This is a genomic window from Nostoc sp. NMS4 (assembly GCF_017115095.1).
Classification (GTDB): Bacteria; Cyanobacteriota; Cyanobacteriia; order Cyanobacteriales; family Nostocaceae; genus Nostoc.
Genome location: NZ_JABXKI010000088.1, coordinates 1 through 18753 on the forward strand (window position 1 = coordinate 1; position 18753 = coordinate 18753).

The window sequence follows — 18753 nt, forward strand, 5'->3', positions numbered from 1 at the left end:
ATCACATCGACGGAAATCACGCCAACTGGAAGAAAAATAATCTTGAAGCAATTCATGAGAGTTGCCACGATTACAAACACATGAGCAAAAGCGCAAGCTGAGAACATCGGAAGCTGGGTGCGGTGAAAGTCGCACGCCCAGATTTAACTGAGAGGTGCGGGGAATAATATCCCCCATCGACTCAAACAAGATCGAAGACCCTGAGGGATACTACAACTCGCAGAAAAATTATAAGATATACTCCAAGTGGCTCATAGAGGGTCTAAAGGAGGCAATCAAGGAAAAATTGCCACTCCCCAGATGGATAACATTAGTCAACAGCCCAGACGCGGCGCATGACCTTAACATTGGAAGACCACCGGAAGGTATAAAGCTGGTTGAGATTTTCATAGACACCAACGGCAAGATTTTAAAAAAGCACCACTTTTCCCGCGGAGTTGCAACGAAATTCGAGACCGACAAATACGTGATTTCAGTGTTAAATGCCGCGATAGATCACATTGACGGAATGGGTCTTGAGGATATAGGAGAAAGAAACACAGAATTTTACAAATTTGTGAAGGTCCGACTTCCCAAATTCGTGGGGGATTACATAAGGGACCCCGATGAAATCATAATTCCTCAGCAATCGTAAACGCTTGTTATCTCACACGCAACCCTCTGGCATTCCGCAGGATTAACCTACCTACCATATGTAAATCTCGGCTCAAAGTGCGATGCGATCGCCTGATATGTGTAGGGTGCGTTAACGAAGTAACGCACCTAAGCAATAGACCTCTTGCATAAATCAGATTATAAACAAAAGCATAAGTATTGATAATATTAAGTCGCAAAAAAGGTGTGTTTTTCAAAAATAGACATAAAAAAGCACTCTTACAGCGTGACAGATAAATAGACAGATTCATTACTAAAAAAGTCATAGCAATTGCAGTTTCAGAAGTATGAGAAAGTTTAGCCATCAATCTACCCAGGCTGAATCTTCTTTTACCTTGTCCGAACTTTCCCTCAATAGAATTAGCGCTCTTTTATTACTCTCATGAGAGTAATAAAAGAGCGTTAAGATGGGCGATCGCATTAGAGCAAAAGTTAAAGGATTGTCAGCAGCAGCCACAAGTACAATGCCTACTTAATAATGATTGTTTAGCCTTTCAGTTTGAACGTACTGGTGTCCTTATTACGAACTTGTTAGTATGGGGAATAATCTAAAATATTAGGATTAGCTAGATTTGCAATCATACCTTGTATGGTAGTTCTGCACACACTTTCAGATTTCATCGACTGCGATTTTGCGATCGCTGACTCATTTTGTAACTATTGGTACGAAGGGCGTTGTCCGCAAAGTGGCGATCGCCTAAAATTACCCCGCACTTCCATGTCCGAAGCGATCGCCCACGGATTAATGCAATATCTTAGCAACAATGACTCTTATTCTCGTGAAGGGAAGATGTATGGAATACTATTGGTTGAACTACCTAATGGCGAACAACGGGTACTAAAAGCCTTTTCCGGTCTTTTGAATGGTTGCAGTGTGATTGAGGGCTGGGTGTCGCCAATTCCTGGACGAGATCAGGTTGCTTTTGAGGAAGCTCGTACTTTGGCTGAGTTGGACGCAATTAAGCAAGAACTTCTTACTTTGAAGCAACTAACCGAACGCCAGCAGTATGAAATCCTGTTTAATGACTTTGAGCAACAGTTACAAGCAATGAGCGATCGCCATCGCTATTGCAAACATCAACGACAGGAAAAACGTCAGCAAATCTGCAATACACACTCTCCCGAAGCACTCACTATTGCCCTTGAACAACTTGACGAAGAAAGTCGTCAGCAGGGAATTGAGCGACGACAACTTAAACGCCAGCAAAATGCCGTATTACAGCCACTACAACAGGTAATTGCAGCCACGGATACGCGAATCAGAGAACTGAAACAACGACGTAAAGCACTATCCCGTCAATTACAAGCTCAGATGCACGCTAGCTACAGCCTGACTAATTTTTCCGGGCGATCGCAATCATTGCAGGAATTAATGCCAGGAGGTTCGCCCACCGGTACAGGAGACTGTTGCGCCCCAAAGTTGCTGCATTATGCTGCAACACATAATCTTAAACCCCTAGCAATGGCAGAATTTTGGTGGGGTGCATCTTCCGTAAATCAGGATAAAATTCCGGGAGAATTTTATGGAGCCTGTGCCGAACGATGTCAGCCATTGATGGGGTTTTTGCTCTCAGGCTTGAAACCGATTTCAATTATTAAAGGAGAAATCCCGATTATTTATGAAGACGAATGGCTGATTGCTGTCAACAAACCTGCTGGGCTACTTTCAGTACCTGGTCGTTATCGCGATCGCCAAGATAGTGTCTTGAGTCGCTTACGTCATCTGTTATCGGATGGGATGGCGCTTGCATCTGTGCATCGCCTAGATCGGGAAACTTCCGGGATTTTGTTGTTAGCACGCGATCGCCAAACTCATGGACAACTCAGCCAACAGTTTCAGCAACGTCGGGTTAATAAGGTTTATGAAGCCATACTTTCCGGTGCTGTGATGGTTGAGCAAGGTAAAATTCAACTACCATTGTGGGGAGATCCTGAAAATCGCCCTTATCAAAAAGTTGATTGGCAGCATGGTAAACCTAGCTTGACCCACTTCCAGGTAATGGCCAAAGAAGGAGACTACACCCGCGTAGAATTTACGCCACTAACAGGACGCACCCATCAGTTGAGAGTTCATGCAGCTGATGTGCAAGGACTTGGGATAATTATTTTAGGCGATCGCCTTTATGGATGCCGTGCAGTTACTAGTCGGTTACATCTGCACGCCAGAGAACTTCGCTTCGAGCATCCACAGTTAGAAAAAACCCTGCATTTACAAGCAAATACACCCTTTTGAATTTCTTCTTTAGTCCTCTTTTAGAGGACTTTCGCTATGAGACTCGGAATTTATTCCGAGGCGGGATAGATACACTGCACCAACACTTGTGTGTACACCGGAGCCAATTTATCGGCTTGCTCGGGGGGATATAGGTTTCAGGCTTCAGTGCCTAATTCCGAATTCCGTTAGCGAAGCGGTAGCGAGTCCGCGTTCGCTTTTAGCGTCTCGTAGAGAGCGTCATTCCGCTTTGCGGTACTAGGCTATTGCTTTTTAAATTTGTATGTGATAATTTTTCCTTGTAGTCAATCACCCATTATCCGACCGACTTATAGTATTTTGTGAGATTAATAAAACAGCCAACAGGCTTGCCAATAAAATATCCAACTACAAATGATTGTCAGACACCCAAGAAAATTGGATAATTTATTCCTTGGAAATACCCAAGAGAGTGCTGAAGTTGACCTCTAGATTCTCATTCTTGTCTTTTCTTTAAAAAAAGCAGCAGAAGAGAAGTTGCAGTAAGCTTTTCTCCTCCGCCTCTTGTGCCAAATTCCCAGTGTGGCGATCGCAAATCTAAAATTCAAAATTGCATGAGTAAAGTATTCATTCTCGATGCCAACCAACAACCGTTATATCCAGTACGCATCAGCCATGCTAGGCTGCTATTATCACAAGGTAAAGCTACTGTATATCAGCGATATCCTTTTACTATCATTCTAAAGGAGTCCCTTTCTCATCTAAAACTTGAGCAACTAGGCTTTAAAATTCATCCTGGTATTAAAATAAATCGTAATTCCTAATTACGAATTACGTTAGCGTAGCGTTAGCGAGTCCTCGAACGTCATTACGAATTACGAATTAGTTAATCTTAGTCTCCTCCTCAACAGAGGAATATAGATGACGAACCATACTATTTTAGAACCGTTACCAGAAGACCAATGGTTTATTGAGAGCCAGGAACTACGATCCTTTGTAGCAACAGTGCGGGAAATTAGCGCTAGTACTGTTAATGATCGCACCCAAACTCTCACCAGACTAGAACCCTATTTTCAAGAACTCCTTGCCCAACAGGAATGGCTACCCCAAAAGTTTGCCCAAGTCAATCCTGAAAGCCGGATGGGTGGCGGTATTGGTCAGTGGCTGCTTTATCGCGCTAAAAACCGTTCACTGTCAGTATTCAGTTTGGTGATTCCCCCAGGCTCAACAACTCCCGTCCACGACCATTTAGCCTGGGGATTGATTGGTTTATACAAAGGTAATCAAGAAGAAACAGTCTATCGCCGTGTGGATAGCGGTGATGCCAAAGGACACGCACAATTACAAATAACTGAAGTGCGTAGACTTCAACCAGGGGATATCTACCGCCTCTTACCCCCGGATGGTGATATCCATGCCGTCAAAACCACATCCCAGAGCGCATCTGTATCCATCCATGTCTTAGGTAATGATACTGGTTGCATTTTGCGTCACCAGTTCATCCCAGAATCTCACAGCGTCAAATCCTTTCGCTCTGGATATTCCAACGCTCCCTGTAAAGAGGAAGAAGAAAAAGAATATGGCCAAGTATATTAGACCACAACCCCCAGTATTCGAGCGAGTTGAAGACGAACGTCTGCACCGCAAGCAACGTCTAGCCGCCGCCTTTCGCCTGTTTGGTAAGTTTGGTTTCAGCGAGGGAATCGCAGGCCATATTACGGCTCGCGATCCTGAGTTTACAGACCATTTTTGGGTCAATCCATTCGGGACATACTTCGGTCATATCCGAGTTTCTGACCTGATTTTAGTTAACAGAGAAGGTGAGGTAGTTAAAGGCGATGCTGAAGTAAATCAAGCCGCTTTCGCCATCCATTCTCAGATTCATGAAGCTCGACCTGATGTCATCGCGGCGGCTCACGCCCATTCACTTTATGGTAAAGCCTGGTCTAGTTTGGGTCGTCTCCTTGATCCCTTGACTCAAGATTCTTGTGCTTTTTACGAAGATCATGTCCTGTTTGACGATTTTACAGGTGTAGTTTTAGAAACTTCTGAAGGTCTGCGACTGGCGCAAACTTTGGGGCCAAAGAAAGCCATAATCCTACGTAACCACAGCATTTTAACTGTGGGACATACAGTAGATGAAGCTGCCTTTTGGTACATTAGCTTAGAGCGATCGTGCCAAGCCCAACTGCTAGCAGAAGCTGCCGGTAGACCCACTAGGATCAAACACGAAACAGCCCGTTTAACACAAACTCAAGTGGGTTCACATGTAAGTGGTTGGTTCAGTTTCCAGCCCCTTTACGACCGGATTGTGCGCGAAGAACCTGATTTACTAAATTAGTGTTGTGTTTTTTAGCACTGGGATATTAACAATTCAAAATTCAAAATTATTCGCTCTGCATCTCGTAGAGAAAATAGTTGGAAAACTCCACAGAATGATTGATCCTATGATCAGAGAAAGTTAATTTCAGTGTGCATTAGATCATCTTTTTTGTGGAGTTCTCCAAGATATCTACACTATTTTTATTAATTAAGATTCCAGCTATCCGCTGCAATTATGTCTCATAGGGTAAATTGGCTTTATCCTGTGAGAGAAAATGACTTTTCGATTTTGTGGTTAGTTTGTAAAGGTAACTGTACATTAACTAATTATTTGTCAATTTAACAAAATATTGTCACAATATTATAAATACCTAAAACCCTGACATAGCAAGGATTATGTCAGGATTTTTCCTATTTAAGACAGTTATGCCCATCTAAGCCGATATTCACTAATTAGATGTCAAATACCAGATATTTCACAATTTAATTGTCACTTCCCAGAAACCTGGAAAAATCATGAGTTTTCATAAATTAACAAATTATTTGTCACAATATTAGTATAATACAACTATGTTTTGATAAAACACTGTATGCAAAATGCAGAATCTTCTATAACCTCTACGACAAGAGCAAGCTCCGCAGATGTTAATAACGATCTTGCTGAAGCAAACGTTATTGTTTCTAAGCTTTCAGATGAAGCTTTGCTGAAAATGGAGGTGATTCAAAGTCTTTTAAAAAATAGCGATGCCTACGGCGGGCTGCGCCAACGCACTACATACACTCAAAAACTCAAGGAAGCAGCAGAAAAGCTTGGTAAATCAGTACGTACAGTGCGACGGCTGGTAGATAAATGGGAACAGGAAGGTTTGGTTGGCCTAGTACAAAATCAACGGATGGATAAAGGGAAACATCGAGTTGATGAAGACTGGCAAGAGTTTGTATTGAAAACTTATAAGGAGGGTAATAAGGGAAGTAAAAGAATGACTCGCCAGCAGGTATTTATTAGAGTGAAGGCAAGAGCAGACGAACTGGGAGTTAAACCTCCTTCCCACATGACGGTTTACCGAATTTTGCAACCGTTAATAGATAAAATTGAGCAAGCTAAAAGTATTCGCAGTCCGGGTTGGCGTGGTTCGCGCTTATCAGTGAAAACCCGTGATGGAAAAGACTTGCAAATAGAACATAGTAATCAAGTTTGGCAGTGCGACCACACCCCTGTTGATGTTTTATTAGTAGACCAGCATGGCAAAATTCTAAGTCGTCCTTGCTTAACAGCGGTTATTGATAGCTATTCGCGCTGCATTATGGGGATTAACTTAGGCTACGATGCACCAAGTTCTCAGCTTTTAACTTTGGCGCTACGTCATGCAATTTTGCCCAAGCAATATGGTTCAGAATATGGACTTCATGAAGAATGGGGTACTTCTGGTTTACCGCAACACTTTTATACAGATGCGGGTATAGATTTTCGTTCAAACCATTTACAGCAAATAGGAGTGCAGTTAGGGTTTGTTTGTCATTTGCGCGTTAGCGAAGCGGCTCTGAAAGAGCTTCGCCCATCTGAAGGTGGTAGTGTTGAGCGTCCGTTTAAAACTCTAAATACAGAATTATTCTCAACTTTACAGGGATATACAGGTTCAAACGTTCAAGAGCGACCAGAGGAAGCGGAAAAAGAAGCTTGCTTAACGTTGCGGCAGTTAGAGCAAATGTTGGTGCGTTACATCGTTGATAACTATAACCAGCGACTTGATGCTCGAATGGGCGACCAGACAAGATTTCAACGCTGGGAATCTGGTTTAATTGCAGCACCCGATTTACTTTCCGAAAGGGATTTGGATATTTGCTTAATGAAGCAAACACGGCGACAAATTCAACGCGGGGGATATCTGCAATTTGAAAACTTGATGTATAGAGGTGAACTCTTAGCGGGTTATGCGGGGGAAAGTGTTGTGTTGCGATATGACCCCAGAGACATCACAACGATTTTGGTTTATCGCATAGAAGGGGATAAAGAGGTATTTATTGCTCGTGCTTATGCTCAAGATTTGGAGACAGAAGAATTATCTCTAGATGAAGCAAAAGCTAGCAGCCGTAAGGTCAGAGAAGCGGGTAAGGCTGTAACTAATCGCTCAATTTTGGCTGAAGTTAGGGAACGCGAAACATTCCAAACTCAAAAGAAAACCAAAAAAGAGCGTCAGAAAGTAGAACAGGCTGAGGCCAAAAAATCTAAACAACTTATACCTGTTGAGCCAGAGTCATCAGTAGAGGCGGTATCTATTGATAGCGAACCTGAGATGCCGGAAGTTTTTGATTACGAACAAATGCGTGAAGATTACGGATTTTAGAAAATGACTTCAAAAGAAGCTCAAGCAGTCGCCCAACAATTGGGTGATATTCCCGTTAATAGTGAAAAATTACAGACGGAGATTCAACGATTAAATCGTAAAGGTTTTGTCCCACTTGAACAAGTGCAAATTCTCCATGATTGGTTGGAAGGAAAGCGCCAATCAAGACAATCTGGGCGTGTGGTAGGTGAGTCGAGAACGGGAAAAACAATGGGTTGTGATGCCTATAGGCTTAGGAATAAACCCTCTCAAGTTGCAGGAAAACCCCCAACTGTACCTGTGGCTTATATCCAAATTCCCCAGGAGTGCGGTGCTAAAGAATTATTTGGGGTAATTATGGAGCATTTGAAATATCAAGTCACTAAAGGAACAGTGGCAGAAATTCGAGATAGAACACTGCGGGTTCTTAAAGGTTGCGGGGTAGAGATGTTGATTATTGATGAAGCTGATCGCTTTAAGCCAAAAACTTTTGCCGAAGTGCGTGATATTTTTGACAGGTTGGAAATAGCAGTGATTTTGGTAGGAACTGATCGCTTAGATGCAGTGATTAAGCGGGATGAGCAGGTTTATAACCGTTTTCGGTCTTGTCACCGTTTTGGAAAGATGTCAGGGGAAGATTTTAAGCGAACGGTGGATATTTGGGAGAAGCAAATACTGAGATTGCCAGTTGCTTCCAACCTTTCGAGTAAGACGATGTTGAAGACGTTAGGGGAAGCAACTGGAGGTTATATCGGTTTGATGGATATGATTTTCCGAGAGACTGCAATCCGGGCTTTAAAAAAAGGACTGCAAAAAATTGATTTGGAAACTTTGAAGGAAGTAGCTGCTGAGTACAAGTGATGGAAGTAGAAAATATTAAGCCTTGGCTGTTTAGAGTTCAACCATATCAAGGAGAAAGCCTGAGTCATTTTTTGGGACGCTTTCGACGGGCAAATGATTTAACCCCAACTGGCTTAGGTAAGGCCGCAGGGCTTGGAGGTGCGATCGCCCGATGGGAAAAGTTTCGCTTTAATCCCCCACCGTCTCGGCAGCAGTTGGAGGCATTAGCTACTGTAGTGGGAGTTGAGGCGGATAGATTAACGCAGATGTTACCTCCTGCTGAAGTGAGGATGAAGCTTGAGCCGATTCGGTTATGTGCTGCTTGTTATGTTGAGTCACCTTGTCACAAGATTGAATGGCAGTTGAAGATAACGCAAGGGTGCGATCGCCACCAATTAATTTTGTTGTCAGAATGTCCAAACTGTGGAGCAAGATTTAAGATTCCAGCAGTGTGGGTGGATGGTTGGTGTCACCGATGTTTTCTGAGTTTTGCCGATATGGGAAAGTATCAAAAGTCTTATCGATGACGGAGTTTGTGCAAACATAGTAGTACTTTTCAAATGTTAGCTACAAATCATCCCCCCCCTTGATAAATTAATATTTTACTTAGGCAGCTATTACTATAAATTCAGCTTGTTGTTAGACTGTCCTGACTGTGGACAAGAGTCTAATATGGTTACTGACTAAATTATTAGTTGCAAGTTTTGGAACTATACTGAAGATGTATTAGTAGGAACTGAAGCAATTATTTTTAATAGTAAATGGTGACAACGAAATTCAGCAGGATATGATTTTCCTGATGGAACTAACCGATGGTGATCCGAAGTTTTGTGATCACGAGTTGGAAAATCTGGATGATCATTTAATTTGCATGGTGCTTTAGTTTCAATATTGGTAAAAGCTTTGTTAGGATCACCGGAAAAAAGATAACCCAACATTCCTCCTTGACTAGAGAATGGTGCATATCTACAAGTAATAAAATTGTTGTTTATCTCTTTTATATATTCAGTTACATCTATATCTGATTTCAAAATCTTAGCTTCTAAAGGCCAAATAATTCTGTCATTGGCTATGAAAATAAATGCAATATCATATTGTGGAGGTTGAGCTTGTGCTGATTTGCTGGTTTCAAATTCATACACTTCTTGTAGAACTACAAAAGGCTCATCTCCAGTCTTAACCTGATGAATCTTCACTACAAGAGCTTGAGTAATACTTCTTTCTAACTGCTCCTCTTTGTTATCAAAATTAATTGGTGATAAAAACTCATTAACCAGCCTATCATAGCCTTCCCAAACAAGTCTTATCAAAATTGATATAGCATCCGGATTCCATGCTTTTGCCAATTCCACAAAATCACCTGTATTTGGATACCTCTTTTGAAAAATATTTCCTCTTCTAGCCACTATATGACTCCTCTATAACTTGCGATTCTTTATCAAATGTTGTTCGCCACGTCATAATATCTGCGGCTACTTCATCAGCATCTCTTAAAGCCATAGAGCGAGTCCAATAACGAATTTTGTCAGGTTTGATTAAATAAATAGTAGGAATTTTCACCCCATTTAATTCTACAGAATCATAAATCCTGGCAACACGCTGATAAAAGATGCCACCATCTTCTATACTTCCTCTTTCCAGATACAACTTATTTAAGTTTTCCAAGCGTTTCATTAAATCAGGGGAGTCAATAGGTTTAATATGAACACCTTCAGAATCAGGCTTATTAAGATGAATAGCCACTAAGCGAATAGGAAGAAGAGTGTTAGTTTGTTCCTGGAATATGGTGGCGCAAACTTGTTTATCTTGTCCAAATCCTGCTTTAAGAACTCGCAAGAAATACTCACAATATGCCGTAAGTTCAGGTTCAGTATTATTCTGAGATTGATTATTATCTATACGGTGAGTTCTTTTGCGTCCTGGAGAAGCAACATCTCCTTTAAAGTCTGGCAGACTGTAATTAAATAGATCATTAATTAGTACCCATTCACTATCTTTAAATTCAAAAGCTTGTCGTATGCGCTCATCTATATCATCAATTGTTTTTATATTATGTAATTCTCCTACCGATAATTCAGGTATTGGCACACGCAGTAAATCGTCTACATTCACTTCTGGGATATAAGAGGCAAAACGACCACTAGCAAGTAGTAGATAGTAGACAGCTAATTTACTGTTGTATAATAGACACGCAGCATTCAATTGTGAAATATTATCTTCGGTAATATGTATACTCACATAACTTTCAGAGCAAATAATCCCTTGATTTGTATTATCAGGTTCAATTATTACTGAACGGAATCTGCCACTTTTTTTCTGCCAACTTAACTTTAAAATAATTTGTGGCAATTGAAATGCAGATAGGCTACTTAAACCTGTACCAGAGTCAATATATGGATCATCATTGATAGGAAGTTGTTCAGCGTTTAGGTAGAGAAAACTGCTATTAAGTGATTCATCTGATTTCAGTATTCGTTTATTCAGTAGACTATTTTCTACTTTTTTTCTATCACCTCTTGGTACTCCTTGGCGTGTTTTAGCAATGCCACGTTGTCTAAGTTTTTTAATGCTTGATTCTTGTTTCAATCTTCTTAACAAGGATAGATCACGTCTTCCTCCCCACATTAAAGCTGTCCAAACTAATGGATCTGTTATTGCCTCTTGTGGGTAAATTGTATTAATATAATCTGGCTCAATTACTATATGATAGTCATCCTCATTTGTCATTACTGGTTTTGGACAGATGTATGTTAAAGGTTCACCGTCAGGAGGTGTGACTGACATTGTGATAACACAAGCTGGAGAAATAGCATCTTTGAAAAGTCCAAAACGCAATGCTGACAAATTAACTATCTCTTCAATTTTGAACTCTGAAAAGAGAGTTTTACGAAATTTCCTAGCAGGTTTATTTTGATTAAAAATCAAAGCCATTGCTGGTTGCATCATTGCGACTTGTCCACCAGATTTAGTTAAAGCAGCAGCTTTTGGTAGAAAGAAAAGACTAATATTACCATAAGAGGTATTCCATTTATTCCGATTTTCAGGTCTATTCTTCCAAGAATCTATGTATAAAGATTTCTTTATAGTATTTTTACCCCAAGGTGCATTACCAACGACTAAATCATATTTACCAGCATCTTGAACAGAACGAAAACCTTCTTTATCTTCTTCAAAAAAATCAGCAGCAATTAGTTGACGTTCACGTAATCTAGGAAAGCGAAACTCATTCTCCCAATAATATTGAGGTTCAACTTTATCAAGCATGGTTAAATAAAGACTAAAAGATGCTACTCTTACTGCTTGAGCATCTACATCAACACCAAATAAATTATTTTCTAGTAAATTTTTTAAATCACTTGGCTTAATTGTTTTTGTATGAGCTTGTTCCCATCTATGAATTAAACGCTGGAATGCTTTAACTAGAAAAATTCCTGAACCACAAGCAGGATCAAGAATCTTGATATCCCATTCTTCACTATCCCAAGGTAAAACACCATCTAGGACAAAATCAACTATATGTTCTGGTGTGTAATGAACTCCTGTACCAGATTTTTTACTAACAAATTCTTCATATATACTGCTAATAAACTCTAAAGGTATAACGTCAAAATGGTAGTATGGCCATAGACTTAATTGTCCAGTTTCAATGTCTACATGACCACTGACAAAATCAGCAAGTATATTTAGATGAGGTTGTTTAACTTTTTGTTCTTCTGTTTGCCATTCAGCTTCACGTTCTTCTTCGGTAGCTCCTTTACCTGGGAATAAATCACCATTGAACTTGCTATTAAGCCAACGAAAAAATTTATAACTATCTCTATGATTTCTTAATATGTCAGCTAAACGAAAGTATTTAGCCGATAATTCACCAGTTCTATATAAATAATCCAGTAAAGTTGTATTTAAGCCAGGATTACCTTCAGAATCTTGACGGTCAAAAAGGAATTGAATGAAAATAATTCTTGCTAATAAATCATGAATTGTATCATCATCAAGTTTATTTTTTTGAAGTCTTTTCCGAACACTTTTCAGATTTTTTAACAGCATCTGGTCAGCGGCTTGTTTCCGTTGAAATCGCTGACTATGTTCTTGAAAAAATTGACCTGATACTAAATCAGCCCAGTGTAACCGCAAAGTTTCAGCAGCTTGACCTGAAAGAGATACCTGATTAAATGACTCAATTTCCCGTTTAGAAACATCAATTACAGGATTGATAATATCATCTTCTTTGGGAAGTTTTTCGTAGCACGTCCAAATTCTTAAGCGATTAGGTTCTGTTGTAATTAGTGATGGTGTACGAGAAAAACTCCAAGCAAGTTGATGAGTTTTTCTCAGTGTTTCTTCTGATATTTCTGTGGGAAAGTCACACACCAGAGCAATGGGTGTTTCTGTCGAGTCACCTTGAGGATTTCCAGCCAGCACGCCTATTTGCACACCATGACCATCTGAAAGTTTGCTGATAGTTCTACCTAGTTTTTCCCTAGCGATTCGTGCATAAACACTTGGACCAGCACCAGATGGCTCCAAAATTTCTTGTGGAGTTGGCCAGTGAAGCTTTTCATGTGCTAGTTCAAGTAGTCCAGACTGTGGCATGTAGTTCTTTAAGCTGTATTATATGATTTCACATTTCAACCATCACATTGTCATGAATTGATTGACATTATTCAACAGTACATTAGTATTATTGCCTGATGCAACAATACTTAACTGGAGTTGACAAATTCTTTTTGAATGCGAAAACAATTTCATTAGACGCAAGCGATGCTGATAACATACAACATAATATCTTGCGACTTAAGTTTTAATCAGCCAATTTAATAGCCAACTGCTGATAAATCACGTCTAACCACACAGGAATCACAGGCTTACCTTCATCTAAAGATGCGATCGCCTTTTTTCTGTCAAACTCCACAAGCTCAAGCGATCGCTCTTGCACTTCCGACAACAACATAAACCGCTTACCTTTACCTGAAGTAAATAACTCCGGTTCTTGGTCTTTCAGCTTTTTCAGCGTGGTGCTGGCTATGTCAAAACTTAACCCCACAGATAGCCAATATGACATTGCAGCTAGTTCCAGCAAATTAGGCTTTGAGTAATAAATACTACGTCCAGTTCCAGTATCACTGATTACAGGAACAATCACCCCCCTCTCGCGCCAATACTGTAGCTGACGAAGGGTGCAGCCTGTGATTTCAGCAGCTTCCTTGCTTGTAAAAAATGTCTCCTGCATACAATTTATTTTACAGAAGACTTGTTTAATACACTTATGTTAGTATTAGACAATATTGTTTTAAACCGATGAGCCAAATCACTATTCAGTGTCGTCTTGTAGCCTCAGAATCATCACGCCACCAACTATGGAAGTTGATGGCAGAGCTAAATACGCCACTGATTAATGAACTATTGCATCAGGTAAATCAACACCTAGAGTTTGAGAGTTGGCGACAAAAGGGCAAACACCCCACTCGTGTTGTCAAAGAACTCTGCGAACCTTTGAAAACTGACCCTCGCTTTATTGGTCAGCCTGGACGGTTTTATACGAGTGCGATCGCCACAGTGAATTACATATACAAATCTTGGTTTGCATTGATGAAGCGATCGCAATTCCAACTAGAAGGTAAAAATCGCTAGTTGGAAATGCTCAACAGTGATGTTGAATTGGTAGAAAGTAGTGGTGTCAGCTTAGATAGTCTTCGCACTAAAGCTGTTGAAATTTTGGTTCAATTTGCTCCCCTCAATACTGTTGAAACTCAATCAACGAATGTAAAAAAAGCTAAAAAGCGCAAAAAAGCTCAAAATTCAGATAGCGATCGCAATTTATCAAAGAATTTATTTGAGACTTACCGCAACACAGAAGATAACTTGACTCGTTGCGCCATCAGCTATTTGCTCAAAAATGGTTGCAAAATCACCGAGAAAGAGGAAGACGCTAAAAAATTTGCTCAACGCCGTCGTAAACTTGAAATTCAGATTGAACGTCTCAGAGAACAGTTAGAAACACGAATTCCCAAAGGTCGGGATTTAACTGCTGCCAAATGGTTAGAAACTATTGTCATTGCCACTCATAACGTTCCAACAAATGAGTCCGAGGCAAAATCTTGGCAAGACAGCCTTTTAAGGCAATCTAGCAAAATACCTTTCCCGGTAGCTTACGAAAGCAACGAAGACATGACTTGGTTTAAAAACCAGTTTGGGCGTATCTGTGTAAAATTCAACGGTTTGAGTGAGCATAGCTTTCAAGTCTATTGTGACTCTCGCCAACTCCACTGGTTTAAACGCTTCCTAGAAGATCAACAAATTAAGAAAAATAGCAAAAACCAACACTCCACTAGCCTGTTCACCCTCCGTAGTGGGCGTATTGCTTGGCAAGAAGAGGAAGGCAAAGGCGATCCTTGGAATGTTAATCGCTTAACCCTCTACTGTTCTGTGGATACACGCCTATGGACGACTGAAGGAACCAATCAAGTAAGAGAAGAGAAAGCCGAAGAAATCGCTAAAATTATCACCAATACAAAAGCCAAAAGCGACCTCAATGAAAAACAGCAAGCCCATATAAAACGCAAAAACTCTACCTTAGACAGAATTAATAACCCTTTTCCTCGCCCCACTAAACCTTTATATAAAGGACAATCCCATATTCTTGTTGGTGTTAGCCTCGGCTTAGAAAAACCTGCAACGCTAGCGGTAGTAGACGGTACTACAGGTCAAGTAATTACCTATCGCAGCATCAGACAACTACTGGGTGATAATTACAAACTGCTAAATCGGCAGCGACAGCAAAAGCACTTTTTATCCCACCAACGCCAAATAGCTCAGACGCTTGCTGCACCATATCAGTTTGGAGAATCGGAGTTAGGGGAATATATAGACAGATTAATAGCTCAAGAGATTGTGGTGATCGCACAAACATATAAAGCTGGTAATGGCAGATTGATTACAAACATTCAAAATCAAGCAAAAAAAGCTGGAATTGTTGTAGAGGAGGCAAAACAGTCAGTTAGAGGAAGCCCGCAGGAGAAAGCGAAAGAATTAGCGATCGCTTCGTCATTCAGGTTTCAACACCCCTCCCAGCGAGAGGCGGGTTGAAAGTTAAAAGTGGATCTAGCATCTTGCTTAAAATACAAAGTTGTTTCAACACCCCTCCCAGCGAGAGGCGGGTTGAAAGTTTGCACAAAATGCCAGCAAAATACTGCACCAAGTTTCAACACCCCTCCTAGCGAGAGGCGGGTTGAAAGTCGCTACGACTTTCGCTGTCAATGGGTATGTCCTAGTACATTAAAAGCTTTATTGAGTTTTGGAATTTTTCCAGTGTTCATAGCAAACACTTTTTAGGTGGGTTGAAAGGATAGAGCAACAGATTCTTCGTTTGAAGAGCTTGCATTTTAGCTCTAATATTGAAACCGATTAGTTACCCTATAAAAGAAGAGTTCTGCCATACCTAAAGTATGGCAAAGTGTTGTAATGATATACAATTTGTCAACGCGGACAATAATTTGGCAACACGGACATTAATCTGTCAACGCGGACAAATAATTTGGCAATTGACAGGTAACGAGCGCGGAGGGATTTGAACCCCCGACCCACAGAACCGGAATCTGTTGCTCTATCCACTGAGCTACGCGCCCTTAATCTTCAATATTCTAGCACGTCTGTGATCAGATTTGCAGTCTTAAAGATAATTAGCTGGGTCTACAGGTGTACCATTCCGGCGGACTTCAAAGTGGAGATGGGGGCCAGTTGAGAAACCTGTGGAACCGACAGCAGCGATCGCTTGTCCGCGTTCAACTGCTTGTCCCTCAGAAACATACAACTCGCTGGTATGCCCGTAGAGTGTAGTCATGCCATTACCGTGATCGATAATTACCGCTCTGCCATAACCACCATACCACCCAGCAAAAATTACTGTTCCCGAGTCGGCTGCTCGAATTTTACTGCCATAGCTGGCGGCAAAATCTAACCCGGCATGAAAGCGACGATAGCCAAGAATAGGGTGCATCCGCCAGCCAAAGGGACTACTAGTAGGAGCATCGCTAGGATATGCCATTACACCAGTTCCCCGAATGATGATACTTGTCCGGCTGTTGGTTTTTGCTTCGGCTTGGGCTACCTTTTGTTGAATCAAGACTTCCAGATTTTTAGATTCCCTTTCTAGCTGATTTTGCGCTGCTTCCAAGGCGAGGCGATCGCTATTCAGGCGTTGAATCAATTCTGATTGTGATTGCGTCTGAGTTTGATAATCAGCTTTTTGGGCTAATAGTTGCTCACGAATTAAGCCAATTTCGTTTTTTTGCTGTTCTACTCCCGTTTTTTGTTTATCGATCGAGTTGGCTTGGGTGTTGAGTTTTGCCAAAATTTGTTGGTCTGCCTGAAACACTAACTTCAACTGATGACGACGGCTGAAAAAGTCGCTGATATTTTCACTTTCGAGCAAAACTGCCCATCCCACAAAATCAGGCGATCGCTGGAGATAACGCAATCGTGCTACTGTTGCGATTTGCCGCTCCTGATATGAACGTTCTGCCACATCTAAATCAGCTTCTAACTGTTGAAGGCGTTGGCTAGCGAGTTGTAATCGTGATTCGCTCTCTTGAAGATAGCTATCTGTAGTTTGCAGATTTTGCTTTAAACCAGTGAGGTGTTTTTGGGCTTCTTGTTGGAGATTATTTAAGCGATCGCGCTCTCCAACCACACCCTGACGCTGCTGGTTCATTTGTTGCTGCTGTTGTCGCAGAGTATCAATAGACCCTGTAGACGTTGCATTGACTGGAATTAATGCCAAACAAATCCACAAAATGCAGCAAAATGCAATAGATAATTCTAGAAATCGCCCTCTCATAGTGCGAAGCCCAATCAAAACGATACTTTCAAACACTATGAGGATTATTCCCAAAATTTGATTCACCCACTCCAACGCATTATTAAATTGTCTGCCAAGTTGTAACACAAGCATTCCAGCTATGCCAGCATTGAGCAGTTATGTGAGTGGTGAGATGTATGAATGCACGTCTAGCAATTCTTTTAATTACCTTGGTTTTTCCAGGTTTGGCAGTGGTGGGAGTATCGTTGTATTGGTTTAATCTCGATTATGCAGCATTGATCAAAGCTGAAAATTATGTGGAAAACCTGGTACAGGTTGGAAAAGTAAATGATAGACAGTTAGAGTATGCCTATCATCGCACCTACATTCATCGCATCAACGTATTTGCCGATGGCACTTGGGGATTACTGGGAGGTGTAATTACAGCGCTAGGCATACATGGATTAGTCACTATTAAAGAGAAGTAATTTAGGATAAAACTCATTGCTTTGCAAGTATGGATGTTTGACAAACACGCCTCCGTTACCCGTCTATTGATGAAACTGGCTTTCTAACTTTTCTATATCTTCGCCACGAGCATCAGGAAGTAAATTTTACGAGTCGTGATGCGTAAAGCCCCCGTGTTTCAACCGGGGGATATAAGCGAATAGCTGAATTTATTCAGCCGTCAAGATTAAAAAACTTTATCAACCTCCCTAGTATCTTATACCAAGCGTGGTAGTGTAAGATAGGAGGTAGAAAGATGCTTGTTTTTGAGTTCAAAGCTTACGGGAAGTTAGCGCAGCTAACAGCAATAGATGATGCAATTCGGACTGCAAAGTTTATTCGTAATAGCTGTATTCGGCTATGGATGGATGTTAAAGGTACGGGCAAAAACGATTTGCAGAAATATTGTGCTGTACTTGCGGCTAATTTTTCATTTGCTAATGAACTTAATTCAATGGCTCGTCAAGCTTCTGCTGAAAGAGCATGGTCTTCTATCTCTCGATTTTATGAAAATTGCAAGAAAGGTATTCCAGGCTTAAAAGGATATCCCCAGTTCCAGAAAGATTGTCGTTCTGTGGAATACAAAACGTCAGGGTGGAAGCTTGCAGATAACCGAAAATCAATAACCTTCACCGACAAAAAAGGTATTGGAAGGTTAAAGCTCAAAGGTACTCGTGATTTGCATTTCTACCAAATTAACCAAATAAAGCGGGTGAGATTGGTAAAACGTGCGGATGGTGTGTATGTTCAATTTTGCCTTGATGTAGACCGTTCTGAGAATATAGAACCAACTGGTAACACAGTTGGACTAGATGTCGGTTTAAAAGAATACTACACCGACTCTGACGGCGTTATGATCCAGAATCCTAAGTTTCTTCGTGTCGGAAAAAAGGTTCTTAAACGTTCACAGCGTCAAGTTTCAAGGAAGATAAAAGGTTCAAAGAATAGAGGCAAGGCTAGACGGATTTTGGGTAAGCGCCACCTCAAAATAAGTAGGCAGCGTAAAGACCATGCTGTGAAATTAGCACGGTGCGTAGTTCAGTCAAACGACTTGATCGCTTACGAAGATTTGAGGATTAAAAATATGGTGAAAAATCACTGTTTAGCCAAGTCTATTA

General features: G+C 40.8%; 14 protein-coding genes, 1 tRNA gene and 3 pseudogenes. 12 read left to right on the forward strand and 6 right to left on the reverse strand.

Going from position 1 to position 18753, the window contains the following annotated elements:
- A pseudogene (locus HWQ37_RS05940) lies at positions 1 to 101 on the forward strand (HNH endonuclease); the annotation flags it as partial.
- A gap of 53 nt (positions 102 to 154) precedes the next feature.
- Positions 155 to 634 carry a hypothetical protein gene (locus HWQ37_RS05945; RefSeq protein WP_292744881.1) on the forward strand — a complete coding sequence of 160 codons (480 nt, stop codon included), beginning with the start codon at positions 155 to 157 and terminating at the stop codon, positions 632 to 634.
- Between the two features lie 247 nt (positions 635 to 881).
- On the opposite strand, the pseudogene HWQ37_RS05950 reads toward HWQ37_RS05945, so the two are convergent.
- Positions 882 to 1016: pseudogene (locus tag HWQ37_RS05950) on the reverse strand (transposase); the annotation flags it as partial.
- 227 nt (positions 1017 to 1243) lie between these two features.
- On the opposite strand from HWQ37_RS05950, the gene HWQ37_RS05955 reads away from it, so the two are divergent.
- The 7 genes from HWQ37_RS05955 (at position 1244) to HWQ37_RS05985 (ending at position 8858) form a co-directional block, all read left to right on the forward strand.
- Complete coding sequence (locus HWQ37_RS05955) at positions 1244 to 2887, forward strand: RluA family pseudouridine synthase (protein WP_292744883.1); 1644 nt, start codon at positions 1244 to 1246, stop codon at positions 2885 to 2887.
- A 572-nt stretch (positions 2888 to 3459) separates the two neighbouring features.
- The gene (locus HWQ37_RS05960) at positions 3460 to 3669 is read left to right on the forward strand and encodes an RRXRR domain-containing protein (RefSeq protein WP_292744885.1); all 210 of its coding nucleotides are present in this window, start codon (positions 3460 to 3462) and stop codon (positions 3667 to 3669) included.
- 97 nt (positions 3670 to 3766) lie between these two features.
- Positions 3767 to 4441 carry a cysteine dioxygenase family protein gene (locus tag HWQ37_RS05965; protein ID WP_292744887.1) on the forward strand — a complete coding sequence of 225 codons (675 nt, stop codon included), beginning with the start codon at positions 3767 to 3769 and terminating at the stop codon, positions 4439 to 4441.
- Positions 4425 to 5186 (forward strand): class II aldolase/adducin family protein, encoded by a 762-nt coding sequence (locus HWQ37_RS05970; RefSeq protein WP_292744889.1) that lies wholly within the window; start codon positions 4425 to 4427, stop codon positions 5184 to 5186. Before HWQ37_RS05965 ends, HWQ37_RS05970 begins: the two co-directional genes overlap by 17 nt.
- 571 nt (positions 5187 to 5757) lie before the next feature.
- Positions 5758 to 7512, forward strand: coding sequence for a Mu transposase C-terminal domain-containing protein (locus HWQ37_RS05975; RefSeq protein WP_292744891.1), 1755 nt, complete (start codon positions 5758 to 5760; stop codon positions 7510 to 7512).
- Positions 7513 to 7515: 3 nt separating this feature from the next.
- Positions 7516 to 8352, forward strand: coding sequence for a TniB family NTP-binding protein (locus HWQ37_RS05980; protein ID WP_292744893.1), 837 nt, complete (start codon positions 7516 to 7518; stop codon positions 8350 to 8352).
- Positions 8352 to 8858, forward strand: a complete 507-nt coding sequence (locus HWQ37_RS05985; RefSeq protein WP_292744895.1) for a TniQ family protein — start codon at positions 8352 to 8354, stop codon at positions 8856 to 8858. The genes HWQ37_RS05980 and HWQ37_RS05985 overlap by 1 nt, the downstream gene beginning before the upstream one ends.
- 183 nt (positions 8859 to 9041) lie before the next feature.
- Here the strand turns inward: HWQ37_RS05985 and HWQ37_RS05990 are convergent, their stop codons facing one another.
- The 3 genes from HWQ37_RS05990 to HWQ37_RS06000 all read right to left on the reverse strand — a co-directional run bounded on the left by HWQ37_RS05990 (position 9042) and on the right by HWQ37_RS06000 (position 13561).
- Positions 9042 to 9737: a hypothetical protein gene (locus tag HWQ37_RS05990; protein WP_292744896.1), complete on the reverse strand. Its 696-nt coding sequence runs from the start codon at positions 9735 to 9737 to the stop codon at positions 9042 to 9044.
- Positions 9730 to 12924 (reverse strand): HsdM family class I SAM-dependent methyltransferase, encoded by a 3195-nt coding sequence (locus HWQ37_RS05995; RefSeq protein WP_292744898.1) that lies wholly within the window; start codon positions 12922 to 12924, stop codon positions 9730 to 9732. The genes HWQ37_RS05990 and HWQ37_RS05995 overlap by 8 nt, the downstream gene beginning before the upstream one ends.
- Positions 12925 to 13132: 208 nt before the next feature.
- Entirely contained in the window at positions 13133 to 13561 is a 429-nt protein-coding gene (locus tag HWQ37_RS06000) for a MerR family transcriptional regulator (protein WP_292744900.1), read from the reverse strand.
- Between the two features lie 68 nt (positions 13562 to 13629).
- On the opposite strand from HWQ37_RS06000, the pseudogene cas12k reads away from it, so the two are divergent.
- Positions 13630 to 15417: pseudogene (gene cas12k / locus HWQ37_RS06005) on the forward strand (type V CRISPR-associated protein Cas12k).
- A 466-nt stretch (positions 15418 to 15883) separates the two neighbouring features.
- On the opposite strand, the gene HWQ37_RS06010 reads toward cas12k, so the two are convergent.
- Together HWQ37_RS06010 and HWQ37_RS06015 are read right to left on the reverse strand one after the other, a co-directional pair.
- A tRNA-Arg gene (locus HWQ37_RS06010) sits at positions 15884 to 15956 on the reverse strand.
- Positions 15957 to 16000: 44 nt separating this feature from the next.
- Positions 16001 to 17167 (reverse strand): murein hydrolase activator EnvC family protein, encoded by a 1167-nt coding sequence (locus HWQ37_RS06015; RefSeq protein ID WP_292744905.1) that lies wholly within the window; start codon positions 17165 to 17167, stop codon positions 16001 to 16003.
- A 158-nt stretch (positions 17168 to 17325) separates the two neighbouring features.
- Here HWQ37_RS06015 and HWQ37_RS06020 point away from each other — a divergent pair, with 158 nt between their 5' ends.
- On the forward strand, positions 17326 to 17616 hold the full coding sequence (locus tag HWQ37_RS06020) for a hypothetical protein (protein ID WP_292744902.1): 291 nt from the start codon (positions 17326 to 17328) through the stop codon (positions 17614 to 17616).
- Between the two features lie 275 nt (positions 17617 to 17891).
- A partial coding sequence (locus HWQ37_RS06025; protein WP_292744904.1) for an RNA-guided endonuclease InsQ/TnpB family protein occupies positions 17892 to 18753 on the forward strand: 862 nt, incomplete at its 3' end.

Bases quoted from the DNA above. Each gene is read 5' to 3' on its own strand.
- HWQ37_RS06000 (WP_292744900.1), bottom strand. From the start codon at position 13,561: ATGCAGGAGACATTTTTTACAAGCAAGGAAGCTGCTGAAATCACAGGC.
- HWQ37_RS05975 (WP_292744891.1), top strand. From the start codon at position 5,758: ATGCAAAATGCAGAATCTTCTATAACCTCTACGACAAGAGCAAGCTCC.
- HWQ37_RS06015 (WP_292744905.1), bottom strand. From the start codon at position 17,167: ATGAGAGGGCGATTTCTAGAATTATCTATTGCATTTTGCTGCATTTTG.
- HWQ37_RS05955 (WP_292744883.1), top strand. From the start codon at position 1,244: ATGGTAGTTCTGCACACACTTTCAGATTTCATCGACTGCGATTTTGCG.
- HWQ37_RS05970 (WP_292744889.1), top strand. From the start codon at position 4,425: ATGGCCAAGTATATTAGACCACAACCCCCAGTATTCGAGCGAGTTGAA.
- HWQ37_RS05995 (WP_292744898.1), bottom strand. From the start codon at position 12,924: ATGCCACAGTCTGGACTACTTGAACTAGCACATGAAAAGCTTCACTGG.
- HWQ37_RS05980 (WP_292744893.1), top strand. From the start codon at position 7,516: ATGACTTCAAAAGAAGCTCAAGCAGTCGCCCAACAATTGGGTGATATT.
- HWQ37_RS05960 (WP_292744885.1), top strand. From the start codon at position 3,460: ATGAGTAAAGTATTCATTCTCGATGCCAACCAACAACCGTTATATCCA.
- HWQ37_RS05985 (WP_292744895.1), top strand. From the start codon at position 8,352: ATGGAAGTAGAAAATATTAAGCCTTGGCTGTTTAGAGTTCAACCATAT.
- HWQ37_RS06020 (WP_292744902.1), top strand. From the start codon at position 17,326: ATGAATGCACGTCTAGCAATTCTTTTAATTACCTTGGTTTTTCCAGGT.
- HWQ37_RS05965 (WP_292744887.1), top strand. From the start codon at position 3,767: ATGACGAACCATACTATTTTAGAACCGTTACCAGAAGACCAATGGTTT.